General features: G+C 44.5%; 16 protein-coding genes. 4 read left to right on the top strand and 12 right to left on the bottom strand.

Annotated features, from left to right (window positions below; translation table 11 throughout):
- Window positions 1–315: 315 nt before the first annotated feature.
- Entirely contained in the window at window positions 316–594 is a 279-nt protein-coding gene (locus MKS89_RS17765; protein WP_077316172.1) for a hypothetical protein, read from the bottom strand.
- Window positions 595–912: 318 nt separating this feature from the next.
- Complete coding sequence (locus MKS89_RS17760) at window positions 913–1,125, bottom strand: hypothetical protein (protein ID WP_021019906.1); 213 nt, start codon at window positions 1,123–1,125, stop codon at window positions 913–915.
- Between the two features lie 114 nt (window positions 1,126–1,239).
- Between MKS89_RS17760 and MKS89_RS17755 the strand changes: the two genes are divergently transcribed.
- Entirely contained in the window at window positions 1,240–2,082 is an 843-nt protein-coding gene (locus tag MKS89_RS17755; RefSeq protein WP_072955028.1) for an alpha/beta fold hydrolase, read from the top strand.
- A 100-nt stretch (window positions 2,083–2,182) separates the two neighbouring features.
- Here the strand turns inward: MKS89_RS17755 and MKS89_RS17750 are convergent, their stop codons facing one another.
- Window positions 2,183–3,067, bottom strand: a complete 885-nt coding sequence (locus MKS89_RS17750; RefSeq protein WP_072955025.1) for a hypothetical protein — start codon at window positions 3,065–3,067, stop codon at window positions 2,183–2,185.
- A gap of 347 nt (window positions 3,068–3,414) precedes the next feature.
- On the opposite strand from MKS89_RS17750, the gene MKS89_RS17745 reads away from it, so the two are divergent.
- Window positions 3,415–3,564: a hypothetical protein gene (locus tag MKS89_RS17745; RefSeq protein ID WP_159439556.1), complete on the top strand. Its 150-nt coding sequence runs from the start codon at window positions 3,415–3,417 to the stop codon at window positions 3,562–3,564.
- Between the two features lie 107 nt (window positions 3,565–3,671).
- Window positions 3,672–3,917 (top strand): hypothetical protein, encoded by a 246-nt coding sequence (locus MKS89_RS17740; RefSeq protein WP_131814850.1) that lies wholly within the window; start codon window positions 3,672–3,674, stop codon window positions 3,915–3,917.
- A gap of 197 nt (window positions 3,918–4,114) precedes the next feature.
- On the opposite strand, the gene MKS89_RS17735 is transcribed toward MKS89_RS17740, so the two are convergent.
- From MKS89_RS17735 to MKS89_RS17700, 8 genes are all read right to left on the bottom strand, one after another.
- Window positions 4,115–4,966, bottom strand: a complete 852-nt coding sequence (locus MKS89_RS17735) for a universal stress protein (RefSeq protein ID WP_072955022.1) — start codon at window positions 4,964–4,966, stop codon at window positions 4,115–4,117.
- Window positions 4,967–4,978: 12 nt separating this feature from the next.
- Window positions 4,979–6,955, bottom strand: a complete 1,977-nt coding sequence (locus MKS89_RS17730; RefSeq protein WP_235862444.1) for a tripartite tricarboxylate transporter permease — start codon at window positions 6,953–6,955, stop codon at window positions 4,979–4,981.
- An 81-nt stretch (window positions 6,956–7,036) separates the two neighbouring features.
- The gene (locus tag MKS89_RS17725) at window positions 7,037–8,170 is read right to left on the bottom strand and encodes a Bug family tripartite tricarboxylate transporter substrate binding protein (RefSeq protein ID WP_072955016.1); all 1,134 of its coding nucleotides are present in this window, start codon (window positions 8,168–8,170) and stop codon (window positions 7,037–7,039) included.
- Between the two features lie 323 nt (window positions 8,171–8,493).
- Window positions 8,494–9,561, bottom strand: a complete 1,068-nt coding sequence (locus MKS89_RS17720) for a 4-oxalomesaconate tautomerase (protein WP_072955013.1) — start codon at window positions 9,559–9,561, stop codon at window positions 8,494–8,496.
- A 184-nt stretch (window positions 9,562–9,745) separates the two neighbouring features.
- A complete protein-coding gene (locus MKS89_RS17715) occupies window positions 9,746–10,807 on the bottom strand; it encodes an ABC transporter substrate-binding protein (RefSeq protein WP_235862443.1) in 1,062 nt (353 codons plus the stop codon).
- Window positions 10,804–12,234: a sensor histidine kinase gene (locus tag MKS89_RS17710; RefSeq protein WP_072955009.1), complete on the bottom strand. Its 1,431-nt coding sequence runs from the start codon at window positions 12,232–12,234 to the stop codon at window positions 10,804–10,806. The genes MKS89_RS17715 and MKS89_RS17710 overlap by 4 nt, the downstream gene beginning before the upstream one ends.
- Window positions 12,234–12,899, bottom strand: coding sequence for a response regulator transcription factor (locus tag MKS89_RS17705; RefSeq protein WP_072955007.1), 666 nt, complete (start codon window positions 12,897–12,899; stop codon window positions 12,234–12,236). Before MKS89_RS17705 ends, MKS89_RS17710 begins: the two co-directional genes overlap by 1 nt.
- 486 nt (window positions 12,900–13,385) lie before the next feature.
- Window positions 13,386–14,342, bottom strand: coding sequence for a GHMP family kinase ATP-binding protein (locus MKS89_RS17700; protein ID WP_072955005.1), 957 nt, complete (start codon window positions 14,340–14,342; stop codon window positions 13,386–13,388).
- A gap of 153 nt (window positions 14,343–14,495) precedes the next feature.
- On the opposite strand from MKS89_RS17700, the gene MKS89_RS17695 reads away from it, so the two are divergent.
- Entirely contained in the window at window positions 14,496–15,308 is an 813-nt protein-coding gene (locus MKS89_RS17695; RefSeq protein ID WP_072955002.1) for a class I SAM-dependent methyltransferase, read from the top strand.
- Window positions 15,309–15,343: 35 nt separating this feature from the next.
- Here the strand turns inward: MKS89_RS17695 and cra are convergent, their stop codons facing one another.
- The gene (cra, locus tag MKS89_RS17690) at window positions 15,344–16,339 is read right to left on the bottom strand and encodes a catabolite repressor/activator (RefSeq protein WP_072955000.1); all 996 of its coding nucleotides are present in this window, start codon (window positions 16,337–16,339) and stop codon (window positions 15,344–15,346) included.
- Window positions 16,340–16,518: the final 179 nt, after the last annotated feature.

Below are 16,518 nucleotides of genomic sequence, written 5' to 3'. Positions count from 1 at the left end.
ATCTCCAACAGCGCCCCAGATACTTTTGGCGTTCCAAAAGTACCCAAAAGAACGGTTTAGTTCGTGGGTGCTGGCCGGGTCGGATTGATTCGCATCCTGCTCAAGCAATCCTGAAAAATCGTCCATGATTTTTCACCCTGAGTTCAGTGACCAAATTGACTTTTTAAGCATGTTTCACCGCACGCAAATCAACCCTTCAACAAAGAAAACCATTCATGGAAGAATGGTTAGGCTTTTCCGGGCAGGACGCCCGTAAAAGGCGGTTCTGGACAACACTCAACTCAGCCAAACAAAAAAGATTTTCTGGTTCGTCTTTCATCTCTGAAAGATGAACTGGCGCACAGAACACCAATGCCTCTGAAATCGAGAAACATAATTGTGCGTCAAAATTTGGGGCCGGAGGCTGGTAAGATTGAAAATTGAGGTGCAGCGGTTTGGTGCGCGATTAATTTTACCGATTTCAATAGCATCTCCAACAGCGCCCCAGATACTTTTGGCGTTCCAAAAGTACCCAAAAGAACGGTTTAGTTCGTGGGTGCTGGCCGGGTCGGATTGATTCGCATCCTGCTCAAGCAATCCTGAAAAATCGTCCATGATTTTTCACCCTGAGTTCAGTGACCAAATTGACTTTTTAAGCATGTTTCACCGCACGCAAATCAACCCTTCAACAAAGAAAACCATTCATGGAAGAATGGTTAGGCTTTTCCGGGCAGGACGCCCGTAAAAGGCGGTTCTGGACAACGTGCGACTCAGCCAAACAAAAAAAGATTTTCTGGTTCGTCTTTCATCTCTGAAAGATGAACTGGCGCACAGAACACTGATCCTCCTGAAATCGAGGAACTAAATTGTGCGTCAAATCTAGAGAGCCGGAGCAATTCAAAAGGAACTAAAACCATCGATTAAGGCGACCAGCTAACGACAAGCCACTTCTTTCGCGTCGGATTCATAAACCCCATCAAAAGATAAGAGCCGAACCTCTATGACAGCTCCAAAATATTCAATTTTAACCCGTGGGTCATCTTGCTGTTTCAACTGAGCGCTGAAAGTTTCATAAAGGGATGCAATAAAGTCCCTGACAGATTGATCAGCATCAACCAGAGTGTGAGATGATTTGTCTTGTTTCATATGCCTACCAACACCGTTTATAAAGTAAGTGATAACATGATGTAATCGCTTACTTTTATTTTTATCTACATGAATGATTTATATTTTGCTCTCCATTTCTAAAAGGAGAACACAATGGAAATCAATCAAATTATTCTTAATAACAACTTGTTCAGATATTCTTTGTATAAGAATCGTCAATCTGAATCAGAACATGTGGTCATTTTTCTGCTTGGCGCTTTACAGGAGATCGAATCTGTTGATTCATTCTCTCGTAAATTTTCTGAGCATCTGGATTGCTTCACTATAGAAGTTCCTGGAACTGGATGTACTAAACCGCTTGACGCCAGCATTAGTATTCGAGAGCAGGCCATGATGCTTTTAGAATTTATTCATTATATGGGTATGAAAAAAATCCATATAATTGCCTTATCATATGCAACAGCAATATCGGTTGAACTTTGTGATCTCTGCCCCGATATCTTTAGTCTATCGATATGTGGCGGACTGCCAAGCATCCCAGAATCAGGCAGATATGCGACAAAAAAAATGATTGCTGCATCAATGGGCGACAGCAAAGAATTCGCCAAATTATTTACTAATACCATGACAGTCGATAATCCTGATATCCCCCAAAATAAAGCAATCCGAAAAGTGGTCGAAAGAAACATATCTAAAATGTCACCGGATCGAATGAATATATTCTTTGAGAATACAGTCAGGCTATTAGTACATCACCCTGATAACATAGAAAAAATAAAAACGCCTTGCACTATTTGTGTGGGAGAATACGACCCATATATTACTAAAGAAAGCGTATTTAACTTTTCACAACAACTAAAAAATTGTAACTTTATTATAATTAATAATGCTGACCACTTTGTTCATTTAGAGCATCCAGATAAACTATGTAATATTTTAATTGTACAGGCTGATACCTATATGAATTTAAGTAAAAAATTACAAGAATTTGTATGAATGATTGAGTCTTATTTTTAAATTTATATTCAACTTGGTCAACTTAAATCTATGTCCGTTTTAAGTTGACCTTTTACAATGACATGATAGGCATCACGTTTTACCTATAAAGTTCTGATAAACTCATCAGAACTTTAATCATTGATTTTCTTTCATTTTCTCCAAGTAATCTAAGTGCCTCTATCATTAAAGAATCTCGTACATGTTGAACCTGTCTAAGTTTATGAAACTCGGGGAACTGCTTCATTTCACTGATGAAATTAACATGAGCATCGAGATGAAAACCCTGCATAACTCTGAAACCGATAGATACAGGAAAGTGTATTGTTCTATTCGGATTTTCCAAAATGTTATACTGATATTCTGATAAACCAAGCACTCTCGATATAGTGTCAATAGAAAGATTATTTTCGTGTCTGAATTTTTTTACTGTAAGAGCAATTGAATGATAATAGTCAATTGCAAAGGCATTAATGTCCAGTACATCCGGTGGCAACAAGTGACTATGATCTATCATACATCCATACTCTGCTTCTATCTGTTGTCTGAATGTCAGAAAACTTTGTTTTGATTCTTCATTGAGCATACAGAAAATCATCGATAAAAAAAGTTCTATGACTTCTGTTGGTACACGTCCGACACGAACAAGAGCTTCAACAACACTATCTCCCATGCCTCGGTAAAGTTTATTTTGCTTAAATCCATGAAAAAATGCAGTCATAGGAACCATAGTTATCCATGAATATGCAGCAACAACATGAATAGGACGCATCGATGAGTAGCTTTGATGCATATAACGTTTTAAAGTACTCCCTTGTATACCAGAAAACCGTTTATCTAGTTGACTGAATGTTAACTTTTGGACTCGTCTTACATAGGACATTGCAGCCGAAACATTAGAATTTAAACTTTTCATCACTTCATTTAGATGAGCAATCTCTTGCTCAGATACGACTAAAACCTTCTCATTTCCATATTCAGCCATATATACTTAATCCAACTGTTAAAAAATTAATATTTCACTAATTATATAGGCACAAAGATTATTAATTTTCTCAGATATGTCAATCTTGTTGGTGACTCATTTTTGAATAAAACAGATATTGATGGTTTATTCCCTTCATATTCTCAATATATGTTTTCATTCAGTATCGATTATTGATTCTGGGATTACTAAGCTGCCTATGCGGCAGTGAACAATGAACATATCATGAAAAAATAAGCGGCAGCAAGCGGTTAGCGGCAGAAACCCTTTTTTACCTTGTTAAAATCGCTTGTTTTTAACTTACTGATTTTAAATCTATTTTTGAAAGATAAAAAATAAAGGGTCTGATGGCGTCAAATTTGGGTGCCGGAGGCTGGGGAGATGAACATTGTGGCGCTATTGTTTGGTGCGCAATGAGTTTATTAATTTCTGCGGCATCTGATGCACGCGCCCCAGGTACTTTTGGCGTTCCAAAAGTACCCAAAAGAACGGTTTAGTTCGTGGGCGCTGGCCGGGTCGGATTGATTCGCATCCTGCTCAAGCAATCCTGAAAAATCGTCCATGATTTTTCACCCTGAGTCCTGTGACCAATTTGGCCTTTGCTATGTCTCACCCAATCCAAATCAACCACCCAACAAAGAAAACCATTCCGGGAGAATGGTTAGGCTTTTCCGGGCAGGACGCCCGTAAAAGGCGGTTCTGGAAAGCGATCACCTCAGCCAAACAAAAAAGATCTTCTGGTTACTCTTGCATCTTGGCAAGAGTAACTGGCGCACAGAGCACCAATGCCTCTGAAATCGAGGAACTAAATTGTGCGTCATATTTCAGAGCCGGAGGCTGGGAAAATTAAGAATTAAGCATGAAGAATTGAGAATGAAGATCCCGCGGTTTAACCGCACTCAACCATCAGGATAAAAAAGAAAAGGCTGGTTAGCTAAGCAAGGCAGGAGATTGATAACCTTGTGTTTAGGGGGACGAATTAATGACTAACCAGCCATGTATTTTAAGATAATCGATGAACCTGTCGTTAAGCTGACATCATTATAATTAGCTCATCATCCATAAAGGCATATCAGCACGCATCAATAGCTTCTGAGTCACGCCGCCAAATACTTTTTGATGCAGTTTTTGGTGGGCGAAAGCACCGGACACAATCACATCAGCACTGATCCCGGCGGCAACTTCTAACAGTTGCGACCCCGTATTCCTGCTTTTATGAGTGAATGTAATGCACTCAACTTCGATTTTATGTCGGGCCAGATAACGGACTAAATCAACTTGAGTCGGTCTTTTCGACAGGTATTTTTCACTGGTGACGACAACGACCTGCTTCGCTCTTTGCAGTAAATGCAATGCACTATTGACCGAGTTTGCACCCGGTTTGTCACCGTTCCAGGCGATCATGATCGTCTCTGGCGCGAAGTGTGTTTGCTCACGGGGCATCACTAAAATCGGTTTACCGCCATGACTGACTGCCGTCTCAAAACTCACACTGGTTTGTCCGTTGAGAGATTGAGGAATAATGATCACATCGGAGACTTTCGCCCACTCGGCAACGACTTCACCCCGATAACCGAAAATATCATGCCATTTGGCACTGACTTGATCCGAATCGATGATTTCGTCCTGAATGCCCAGTTGTTGGCATAAGCGTTCAAAGATCTGTTTGGCTTGTGTCATATCATCATGGACATAATCACGAACCAACTTATCGATCTGATCGTAAAATTTCCTTGAAACTAAACGCTGCTCGCTAGGCATGAATTTCTCTGCGCCAACTTGTGCATGTAACACGTCTAAATGAGCATTGAAGAATTTGGCAACATTGAGTGCGCCCTCTAACCGTTGTTCACCGTGTTCCTGAGAAGCGAACGGCATAATGATAGATTTGATTGGCATGCTGTACTCCTTTTAACCTAGCGGCCACGGTAGTGAAACGCTTTCTTGTAATAAGCCGATTGGCAAATCAAGCATCATGATGTGGGTCAGACCGAGCAAGAAACCGACGGCTGCGATGGTGACAGTGAATGCGCGCCATAATCCCATCCCGGCTTTGTTCATTAAAAATGCACAGAAAAATAACGTAATTGAGATAACGTATCCGACGAAATAGCTGCCAATGATCAATCCGGCTATCCAGTAGACATAATGCATCACGGATGCGGTATGACTGTCATAAGCGTATCCTTGGACATATTCGTGGTCATAACAAACCGGTGATCCTTCCGGACGAGTCAGAAGCTGCACAATCACAATGGCGGATAAAAACCACATCCCACTCGCGACGACGGTCGGAAAGATGCCGCCCAAAAAGCTGTGCTGGTTGCTGTCATAAATGCCATATGCAAAAACAATATTCACGAGGATCGCGAATAACACTTGCGGTTTGCGGGTCGGTGCTCTTGCTGCCTTTTCAACGGTGTGATTCTTTTTCATGTTTTGACGAATCATAAAGACCAGTGAAAAGAGAATGATGGCGCCGATGATCATGACACCGGGACGCAGCAAAAACTCGATACCATCAAATTGAATCGCTTGGTATAAATAGGTTTCCATGCCCGGAGAAAGCACAAAGCCAATCAGAAAGGCCGGTCTTGGCCAGTCGAATCGTTTCATCAGTACGCCAAGCACACCGATACCGAGTAAGGTGACCAAATCAGCCAGATCACGGGTTGCCTGGAAAGCGGCAAAACAGATCACCATCACCATAAAGGGGGCTAAAAGTGCGTAACGAACCGTCGTTAATTTTGCGACCCAAGGTGAAATAAGCATACATGCGGCTGCACCAAAGATATTTGCCAGTGCAAGCGACCACACAATGGTATATGTGATATCGAGATCTTTGCCGACCATCGCCGGACCCGGCTCTAAGCCAACTAAAACCATGCCGCCGAGGAATACGGCCATACTGCCTGAACCGGGAATGCCAAATAACAGTGTCGGAACCAGTCCACCGCCTTCTTTGGCATTGTTAGATGACTCAGGTGCAATCACACCTCTGACATCACCATGACCAAAATCAGGCTTATCTTTCGTGGTTTGCACCGCGTGGCCATAAGCAATCCAATCCACCACACTACCGCCTAAGCCGGGCAGAGCACCAACAATACAACCGATCACACTGCACCGCAGTGCCAGCCATTTATTGGCGAAGAAGTCTTTCACGCCCTGAAACCACCCCGACCCTAATTTGCTGGCATTGGCGATTGGCTTGTTCTGGCGTAAGAGGTCAATAATCTCCGGCAAAGCGAAAATCCCTAACCCGACCACCACCAACGGGATGCCATCCATCAGATAGAAATTATCGAATGTCATGCGATATTCACCCGTTGCAGGTGCGCTGCCGACACTCCCTAACAGCATCCCCAAACCACAGGCTGACAGCCCTTTGACAAGGCTCTTCCCTGCCAGTGAACCAACCATGGTCAGTCCAAGCAAGGTGAGCATAAAGAGTTCACCGGATCCAAAAGCCAGAATCACAGGGCGTGCGATGAGCACAAACCCCGTCAGAACCACAGCACCGAATAGTCCCCCGAATAGAGAAGCCGTAAAAGCGGCAGACAGCGCCCGCGCTGCATGTCCGTTTTTAGCCATCGGGAAGCCATCCAGCACGGTGGCTTGCGAACCGCTCGAACCGGGAATCCCCATCAATACGGAAGTAAAGGTGTCAGACGTTGGGATGACTGCAACCAAACCGATGAGCATTGCGAGCGCAGAAACGGGCTCCATACCATATAAGAATGGTAGTAATAAAGATAAACCGGCAATTCCCCCCAGCCCGGGGAAAATTCCAATTGCAAGACCCAGCAATACACCACTCAGCATATAAATGAGATGGTGCAATGTTAAAATAGTCTGCAAAGCGGTCAGCAATTCATTCAACATCATTGAATCCTTATAATGTCACATTGCAATAAAGTTCTGTCGAATATCGATCGACGAATAATTAATATTGATGAGTCAGACGGATTAAAGTCTGGTGTTGTATTTTTCCTTCAACCATTTCGCCACCCATTTTTTACTATTTTCATCTAAAGAAAGAATGGCATTGACCGCTTGATCCACTTCGGTGCCTGTCAGCTGTTGATAATTACCCAAAATCTCTTTGGCTCGTTTTTGAAAATCGGGTTCAGCGACTAATTTAATCATGGCATCACGCCATGCATCCTGAACTTCTTGCGGAGTTGACTTGGGTAAAAAGAAAACTTTCTGAGCAACAAATCCTGCGATAAAGAATGAACGCCAGACTTTAAAACCTTGTGAGCTATCGATATCCCCTTTCGCAAGTTGATACACTTCACCAAAGTGAGGCAGATCCGGGAAATTGGGATCCCGTTGCAGATGACCTTGATCATCGACGACACCGAAACTGAACAGCGGAATTGCTTTCCCTTCTTTAACCAGCGGCACGACTTTTTTCAAATAGGCAGAACTGGTTTGTGAATCGATATTGACTTCGCCTCTTTCAAATGCCAGTCGACCTGCACCACGTCCTTTCATGCCAAATACCGCCTGAACATCGGCACCGATTAAATCTAAGGCCAGTAGCGGGACCAGATCGATTGTTGTCGCGCCCTGACTCGCATATTTGAATTGCAGCTTGTCCAGATTATTCACTAATTGCTCGGCATTCTTGATGCCTTCATCTGCGGAGATATAAACAACGCCCCCTGTTGGAGTGGCGAGAACCGGTGTCCAATCGTTGTAGTCGTATCTGACACGACGGTCATTGAGCAGGTATGTGTAATGCGTCGATGCCGAGCTTGCCAGAACATCCAAACCATTGTCACTGGCACGTCGGGCAAATTGGTTTGCGCCTTTGGTGGAACCCCCACCGGGAATATTTCTGATCACGACCACGGGATTACCGGGAAGTGACTGTGAAAAGTAAGGGCCGAAGAAACGAGCCCAGGTATCTGTACCGCCACCTTCTTTATAAGGAACAGTCACTTCAATCCGTTCATCTTCAAAACTGACCGATTGTTCATGACTGCTCGCTTGTGCATTCCCTGCTGATGTCAGACAAAATGTCATGAACACTGTGGATACTATCTGACTGCTGACACGGAATACGTTTTTATTAAAATGATTGCTAAGCAGCATAGCGCCTCCTTCTTTTACAGTATGATTTAATCTCTATCGCGGCAGAGCGATGGGTTCACCGTAAAGATTCAAGCTGTCACCAAACTGACATACCTACATATTATTAACAATATTGATACATAGATCGCGCGATTGAGCCCAATCGCCGGAGACAGCCGGAATCGGCTAAGCGATATACCCAAATGACCTCAAGATGCAGTTTCAGCGAGAATCACTGGGCTCAGAGGCAAGGCAGAGATTTGAGTCATAGCCATTCTATGGCGAGAATCTCTAACGCAGTCTCTGAGTTCAGTGAACTCGCCCTTCGGGAGTGCATCTTGAAGTTACTTGGCTATATAGACTTCTCCTTTAAAGAGTGGTCTTGCTGTTCTGACTAACGCGGCTTGCGCAATCACAGGTTCAGATTCACCTGCAAGCAAAGTAAGTTTCACGTCGATTTTTCCGCTGGGATGTTCAATGCTGACGAGTTCTGAGGAAATTTGGGCTTGCTGGTGGGCCACCGTGCCTTCAATCAAGCTCGCAGCGCCGACACAGATTGCCCCGGTAACCGCGTGGCTGGCATGGCAATTATGCGGCACGAGGTAACGAGAAGTGATGGCGCCTCCCGCATGAGGCGGAGAAACAATGGCGACTTTGGGGATGACACTGCCCCGGACATCCCCTAGCCCCATTCGCTCACCGGCGACGAGACGAATCGATTCAATTTGACTGAGTAAATCAGGGTTACTGTCGATGGCCGCTTTGGATTCATTGCCGACTAAACCCAGTGCTTGAGCAGGGATATGGACCATCGGGACGGCGGCATCAACACAACTGACTTCTATATCATGGATGATTTCTTTGGTTGATCCGGTGGGGAACAGTTTGCCGGTTTTCGCGCCACCGACATTTAAAAAGTTCAGTAACACGGGAGAGCCCGTCCCGGGTACACCGTCGATTGAGGTATCACCATCAAATTTAAGTGCTTTATCAGGCGTTTCAGCGGTCACTTCGATAATCGTATTGGTATTCACATTTCGAACACGAACGGTTGTCGAGCCTTCAGTTAATTCAATTAACCCTTTTTCTGCCGCGAATGCGATAACACCGGATAAGATATTGCCGCAAGACGGTTTGGTATCGACGACTTTTTCTTCGACACCGACTTGGACAAAAAAGTAGTCCAGCTCAGCCTCCGGTGACTGCGACAGCGAGATAATACCGACTTTGCTCGTTAACGTTGTTCCGCCGCCGATGCCATTAATTTGCTGGGCGTCACCGGATCCCATAATCTGAATCAGTAACGGATCTCTTTCTTCAGGAGATTGGGGCAGATCACTTGCCAGAAAATAGGCACCTTTTGATGTACCACCACGAATTAGCATACAAGGAATAAATCGGGAATGTGTCATTTTGAGCTCCTTACCATTACGTTCGCTTTCAAGTCCCAAAAGCGGTGGTATCAAGCTACAAAATGAACCTGTCAAATCACTGACTCGTCATTCGGTAAAATGTGTTCACGTTAGGCATTTGACGCAGAAAGGCGCTGATTGAAGACACTCTGAATCCTGCATCTTGAGGTTACTTGGGTATATATCAGTCATAATTTTTCAGGGCATTTTCCCATTCCGTGGTCACAATCTGACGTTTACTTTTATCAGAAAACACCAAGAGACGGACATCGAGCGGTAACGGTTTCAGTTGCTCTGCATATTGTGCTCGCATATAGGAAGCAGAATTCACCGTATTAATATCAGAGCGGATGGGGGGCATGTTGGTTTGCTCGGCCATTACCCATTGACCGGAGGATGACAGTAAATAATCGATAAACAGTTTTGCATCGTGGGCATTTTTTGTGGTTCGGTTGATGAGCGCAGTGCGAATAATCACGGGTGTGTAATCGGACATCGTTGTAATGGTCACGTTATTATTCAGCATTTGCCAGCTCCGCGCGTAAGAGCCTAATATGTTGTACGCCATCGCAATCTCGCCCTTGCTTAGCGCTGCGAGCATTTCTCGTGAACTATTAAATGTGCGGGCATTATGAGAATTAAATAATTCCAGAAATTGTCCGTAATTACGTGCTTGTTGTCGTTCAAAAGACCAGAATAAATATCCGATCCCCACATGGCGAATATCGTACAACCCGATTTTTCCCATCAGCTCATCACTGTAGCGACGAATAAAAGACAGGAGTTCAACACGATTGGTAGGAACGGGTTTACCCGCTAAGAATGCATTGTTGAATACAATCACAGCCGGTTCAAAACTAAACCCGAAGAGTTCATCCCGCCACTGACTCCAAGCTGGCAAAACCAGGTCGTTATATCCGCCGCTCAAGGCTTTTCGTTGATGTTCAAGCGCATAACCATCATTGACCAAACCAAGCTGTAAATGCATCACCGAGCTAATGGTTACATCCGGTTGAGGGGCTTTCTGCTCGCGGATATAGCGGTCGAGATCGTCACTGCTCATCCACCGATACTGAATCTTGATCTCGGGGTGACGCATAGAGAAGTCATCCAACAGGGGTTTCATTTCTGACAGATAAGCCGCACCAAAAATCCGAATCACTCGCGGTTGATTTTCACTGGCAAACGCCCCCGAAAAACTCACCCCCACGAATACAGCAAGGCAGAACAATCGTCGGATAATCATTGAATCTCCTTCCATTTCCGGTACGGGAACTGTATTTCGACCGTCAACCCCTGAGGGACCGTATCATGTAGAATTAACCGAGCGTGATACGTCCTCGCTACATCGGCTGCAATGGTCATGCCTAATCCAGTCCCAGAGTGGCTATTGCCTGAGGTCCGGTAGAATCTTTTAAAGACATGCGGCTTGTCTTCATCTTTAATGCCGACCCCAAAGTCTCGAATCAAAATAATGGCTTTGGTGCCACGCCGAGCCACTTCCACTTCGACAACACTATTGTCGGGAGAATATTTGATCGCATTCTCAATCAAATTGGATAGCATTTGTGTTAACGCAAATTCGTCACCTTCGATTTGGTATTGGCCGTTTTGCTGATAACTCAGCTCTATATTTCGTTTCAGTGCGTTAATTGCAAGCCCCCGGCAAATGGACTGGACAAGCTGATTGATATTGTTACTGGTCGGTTCGACACTGCGAAAACGGTGTTTAATCATGGCATGATTCAACAGCTGTTCAATGGTGCGCTCCAGAATGCCGCAAGCTTCTAAGAGACGCATCAGCCATTGAGCTGTCTGGGGCGAACTTTCCCGACTCAACATCAGCTCAATTTGAGACCGCATCCCTGCGACGGGCGTCTTTAACTGATGCGCCGCTTCACTGGTAAAGTTTTTCAGATTCACCAAAGTTTCATCCAACTGGAACATGAAACTATTAATCGTTTTAACCAGATGCGTTACTTCTTCGGGCCCCTGTACATCTATCGGTGTCAGGTCAACATTTGAACGTTTCGATATTTTTCTGTTAATACTTTTCAGCGGCTTCATCACTTGGGCGATTAAGATAACAATTACGATAATGGTACAAAACACCACACCGAAAATGAGCTTGGACGCCACACTCAATAATTGCTGCTCCCAATCCGTCCTCGCTTCCGTTGTTTGTCCGACCAACACATACACCTGATGCGGCCCTTTTCTGGTATTAATCACCCGGCCAACCAGCGCAAAACGCACATGTTGCTGTTTAAACACTAAATCAAAAAAATGGGGCACAACTTCCAGTTGCAGCGGATGGGCATCGATTTGTGAGATCACCGTTTTTTCAGATAATAGCGCCTGATATCCGGTCACAAATTCCTTTTGTTTGGTCGTCACTAAATAAAAAACTTTATCACGTGGCGAGTCAGCCAGTCCGCTAAATGCCGAGAACGGTAAATCAACGCTCAGTTCACCGCCATCTAACAGCACATCTTCTAAAATTTGCAATGCTGCATTTGCCAGAGGACGATCAAAGGTGTACTGCGCGGTTTGATAGGCGTAGCGCTTCACCGCCAACATCGAGAGCAAGCCGATAAAAAGTAAAGCGCTTGCGGAGTAGGCAAAAAGTTGAAAACGGAGCGATCGGGTTGAAATAGCAGACAAAGAAAACATTATGACTGCACAGCGAATACATAACCCAAACCGCGTAGCGTTTTAATCTCAACGTTACTGGTCACCAGTGCTTTGCGTAGTCGCCCGACATAGGTTTCAATCGCATTTTGATTGGGCGGATTATCATAGCCATATAAATGGTCAATGATGTCCTCTTTACTCAGGACGCGATTCGGATGATTGATAAAAACTTCGAGGAGTCGGTATTCACGCTGTTTGAGTTGAATACTTTCACCGTTCACTTTCACTGTCGCCGTGACGGAATCAAAACTCAGGTTACCCAGTTCTATCACGTTATGGTCATTCCCCCGGCTGCGACGCACAATACTGCGGCAGCGTGCTTCTAGCTCACCGAAGTCAAAAGGCTTACTTAAAAAATCATCAGCGCCCAGATCGAGCAAATTGATCCGGTCACAAACGTCTTGACGTGCCGTTAAAATCAGAATCGGTGTGTTTGAGCGTTGACGAATTCTCTTGGTTATTTCTTCACCAGATCGTTTCGGTAGATTAAGGTCCAGAATCACTAAATCATACTGGGTATGTGAAACCAGTGAATGGGCAGTTTCCCCATCATAAGCACAGTCAACACCATGACCAAGGTCGCTAAACCGTTGCTCAAGTGACTCACTGATTAATTGATCATCCTCTACAATTAAAATTCGCATTGCCTTTGTGACTTCCTTTAAAAGCAAACTGCTTCGTTCATGTATGCTAACAGTAAAAAATATTTAATTAACAAATAGTTATATTTATAAATCGCTTCGATTCAGCGAACACAAACAGAATATCCTGTTGATCTGACAACTTTTTCTGATTCATTGTGATACTGACATCTCAACGAGCGGTGACTCAATCACTCTCAGGGTAAAGTTACACTAATCTTCAGCAAGTCATATACACTTGTTAACCTATTTTTAACACTGGTCACAATTATGATAAATCTGTTAAGAGGATGCTCATCAAGTCAGCAAAATGACAGGTTTGTTACATACCATTTTGATTGCCTCTTCTCCCCCCGAATACAGCGCGACTTATATCTGGAAGATGATCAATTAAGCTGGTCATTGAAGGGGAAAGATGATGATTACACGGGGAAATTCTTATTCGTGCAATCAATTTACCTAGATTCTGGTTACCTAGATTGGGGGGAGTTATACAGACTTGTGGCTTGCACCAGAGGTAGAAAACCTTTCAGGCGCTAAGTCATCGGCCTTCAGTGCATTCTCTATTGCTGTTCTTTTTTCGGCCAGCTTGATATCACCGGCATCGAGAAGGATGCCGATATATGTGCCACTGTGTGCGACAGTAACACCAAGACCGCCATACTGATCACAAAGATCAATAAACAAACTCAGGTGTTTATTAGGCCGGAACCGCTGATTTAAAATTGCGCTCATTGTGGTGACATGGCCGATCTCCCGACAGTCACGCTGTTTGACTGCATGTTGAAGACGCGCCAATAAATGTGCGTATTGCTGCCGCTCAGCGGGATCGGTTTCGGGGCGTGTTTTTTTATGGGCGACAGTGTCAACGCCGCCGCCCTCATCATGCGCAATAATGAACAACTCGGGCAACGCCCCCAAATCAGCAATAATCTGGCCGATATTTTGATGAAACGCGACACAGTGGGAAAACATCACTGCATCGGTCGGCTCGATTTGGCACAACATCCGGGCGAGTTCTTCATTGCTGATACAAATTTGGTAATGGTCGATAATGGCTCGTGCAGCAGCCACAAGGTCTGCTGACGAGCTGGCTAAACCTTTACTCTCAGGAATATCCGACGCAATCTCAAGTACACCATGCAATGGCAATTGATAGCGGCTCAACAGTGCGTGAGCCAAAGCCAGAGCCTTCGTCTTATGGGGAGGACAAACCTGCAAGCCCGCCGCTTCTTCTCCGAGATAAAATTTTGCGCTCACGTAGCGCTGAACCGGAAGCGTTACCAGAAAATCTTTCCCGTTGGGTAACACGCCTTGCAGTAACTCACCAAATGTGCAGCAAGACTGACCCGAACCAAAATGACAGCGGCCGCCTGAACCCTGTGGTTCTGACAAAGTATCAATGAACGGCTCACACATCGCCTGAGGTATTTGGGCAAGATACATAATCTGATGAGGTCACATATAAACAGGTAACGTTTTCTGAATTTAACCTTGATACGTGGTTCACCGATTGGTGTCAATCATCAGGATACTTTGATATTCATGTCGATGGGTATGATAGACTTCTCCCAAACGTATCTATGAGGATCACCAAAATTGACCACTGTTAATGATAAAAATATTCACGTATGGAACGCATGGGTGCCGATTCATGTCCGCTCCGATTTTTACGCCATGGATGAATTCAAGAAAAACCCTGACTCGCTCAAAGCACTCGACAAACAACTGCTGGGGGATCTGCAAGGTAAAGAGGTCCTTCATCTGCAATGTCATTTTGGCCAAGATACCCTGTCATTAGCACATGCCGGGGCGCATGTAACCGGGGTAGATTATTCACCGGAGGCGATCAAAACCGCCACTGCATTGTCTGCTGAACTCAACATTCCGGCAAATTTTGTCTGCCAAGATGTTTTAGCGCTGCAACTGGATCAGAAGTTCGACATCATTTACACCTCTTACGGGGTGATCAATTGGTTGTCCGATCTGAATCAATGGGCGCAAGTGATTCGCCGGCATCTCAAGGAAGATGGTCGCTTAGTGATGGTTGAGTTCCATCCGTTTCTCAATATCCTCGACGATGAATTTACGGGTATCGGTTACGATTACTGTCATCAAGGGGGTGCTATCGCGTTTAAAGACCAAAAATCATATGTGAACAGCCCGGATGACCATGGCTTGTATACCACTTATGAATATTTACATGCACTGTCTGATGTAAGTAACGCACTTACCCATGCGGGGATCATCTTCGAAATGGCCGAGTATCCATATAGCAATTACAACTGCTTTCCGAACCTCTATGAAGTGACTGAAGGGTCAGGCACTTATCGCCATCCATGGAATATCCCGATGATGTTTTCAATTGTTGGTCATCTTATCGGGAATTGCAGCACTCCCCCACCACAGTGATCCCTGTATGTCATCAGCAATGATTCATTCTCTCATCATGATCGGCTCGGATTGCGACGCACCCGTAATTTTCGCGGAACCAGTTCAATACCGGGCTGATGGCGTTTCGCGGTTGCATTTAAAGCAACTGCCAGTGCGCTGTCGGCGATCAGTTCAAACTGCTGCGGTAAGGAGTTAATTTTCAGCGGTAAAAAGTCGAGCAGCCGATTATCCCCAAACGTTGCCAAGCGGATGTTATCCATCAGTTGCGGGTGTTCCAGTAACACATCCAGAATCCCTTCTAACAAGGTATATGAGGTTGATACGATCGCTTCCGGTACAGTTCCTTTATTCACCCACTCAGAAAAAATCTTCTTCCCTTCTTCGCGGTTAAAGTGATTTCCATACCCTTCTAAAATCTGAATCCCTCTAGGTTTGACCGCGGCTTCAAATCCCAACTGTCGATCAGTCGAAATACTGAGTTCCGGTAATGCACCAATCAGACCAATCGACTGAAGCTGATCATCTAAAACGGATTCGGTCAATTCCAAAGCAGCACTATAATCTTCACTAACCACACACGCGAAAAATTCATCATCCAACGGACGGTCAATCGCAATCACCGGAGTTCCGGCTTGCTGAAGCCCGTAATAGAATTCACTGGCATTCGGAATCGAGCTGGCAACAAACAAGGCATCAATCCGGCGAGCAATCAGTGTGTTTGCAACTGACATTTCAGTTTTGGGATTGTCATCCGAGCAAGCGATGAGTATTTGGTATCCCGCTTGTCTGGAATTTTGCTCGAGTAATTTAGATAAACGCGCATAACTGGTGTTTTCTAGATCCGGGATAATCAATCCGAATGACCGACTGTTCCCGGCCCGCAAAGCAGAAGCCGTGTGATCGGGACGATAATTATGTTCATTCACCACATCCATAACTTTCAGCTGCGTCTTTTCACTGATGCGGTACTTTTGTGCTTTTCCATTGATCACATAACTTGCAGTGGTTTTCGACACGCCTGCTAATTTGGCAATTTCATCTAGTGTCATATCGCTACTCTTTTTAGTGTGCGTCGGATCATAGAAATAAAAATTAAGATCCTCAATAGGATTGAACTATATGCTGAATCGATTCACTATAAAAGCTGAAAGGATTCAGCAAAATTCAAAAATGATAGCGAAATCTACTTTTTTGGACTATTCGTTAGATAACTTCCATATTATGAGCA

It is taken from the genome of Vibrio gazogenes (assembly GCF_023920225.1).
In the GTDB taxonomy this organism is placed as follows: domain Bacteria; phylum Pseudomonadota; class Gammaproteobacteria; order Enterobacterales; family Vibrionaceae; genus Vibrio; species Vibrio gazogenes.
The sequence above is the reverse complement of the archived record's forward strand: the minus strand, read 5'-3'. Positions and strand labels throughout refer to the sequence as shown.

Excerpts from the sequence above, each read along its gene's own strand:
- MKS89_RS17765 (WP_077316172.1), bottom strand. The coding sequence starts at position 594 with ATGGACGATTTTTCAGGATTGCTTGAGCAGGATGCGAATCAATCCGAC.
- MKS89_RS17760 (WP_021019906.1), bottom strand. The coding sequence starts at position 1,125 with ATGAAACAAGACAAATCATCTCACACTCTGGTTGATGCTGATCAATCT.
- MKS89_RS17755 (WP_072955028.1), top strand. The coding sequence starts at position 1,240 with ATGGAAATCAATCAAATTATTCTTAATAACAACTTGTTCAGATATTCT.
- MKS89_RS17750 (WP_072955025.1), bottom strand. The coding sequence starts at position 3,067 with ATGGCTGAATATGGAAATGAGAAGGTTTTAGTCGTATCTGAGCAAGAG.
- MKS89_RS17745 (WP_159439556.1), top strand. The coding sequence starts at position 3,415 with ATGGCGTCAAATTTGGGTGCCGGAGGCTGGGGAGATGAACATTGTGGC.
- MKS89_RS17740 (WP_131814850.1), top strand. The coding sequence starts at position 3,672 with ATGTCTCACCCAATCCAAATCAACCACCCAACAAAGAAAACCATTCCG.
- MKS89_RS17735 (WP_072955022.1), bottom strand. The coding sequence starts at position 4,966 with ATGCCAATCAAATCTATCATTATGCCGTTCGCTTCTCAGGAACACGGT.
- MKS89_RS17730 (WP_235862444.1), bottom strand. The coding sequence starts at position 6,955 with ATGATGTTGAATGAATTGCTGACCGCTTTGCAGACTATTTTAACATTG.
- MKS89_RS17725 (WP_072955016.1), bottom strand. The coding sequence starts at position 8,170 with ATGCTGCTTAGCAATCATTTTAATAAAAACGTATTCCGTGTCAGCAGT.
- MKS89_RS17720 (WP_072955013.1), bottom strand. The coding sequence starts at position 9,561 with ATGACACATTCCCGATTTATTCCTTGTATGCTAATTCGTGGTGGTACA.
- MKS89_RS17715 (WP_235862443.1), bottom strand. The coding sequence starts at position 10,807 with ATGATTATCCGACGATTGTTCTGCCTTGCTGTATTCGTGGGGGTGAGT.
- MKS89_RS17710 (WP_072955009.1), bottom strand. The coding sequence starts at position 12,234 with ATGTTTTCTTTGTCTGCTATTTCAACCCGATCGCTCCGTTTTCAACTT.
- MKS89_RS17705 (WP_072955007.1), bottom strand. The coding sequence starts at position 12,899 with ATGCGAATTTTAATTGTAGAGGATGATCAATTAATCAGTGAGTCACTT.
- MKS89_RS17700 (WP_072955005.1), bottom strand. The coding sequence starts at position 14,342 with ATGTATCTTGCCCAAATACCTCAGGCGATGTGTGAGCCGTTCATTGAT.
- cra (WP_072955000.1), bottom strand. The coding sequence starts at position 16,339 with ATGACACTAGATGAAATTGCCAAATTAGCAGGCGTGTCGAAAACCACT.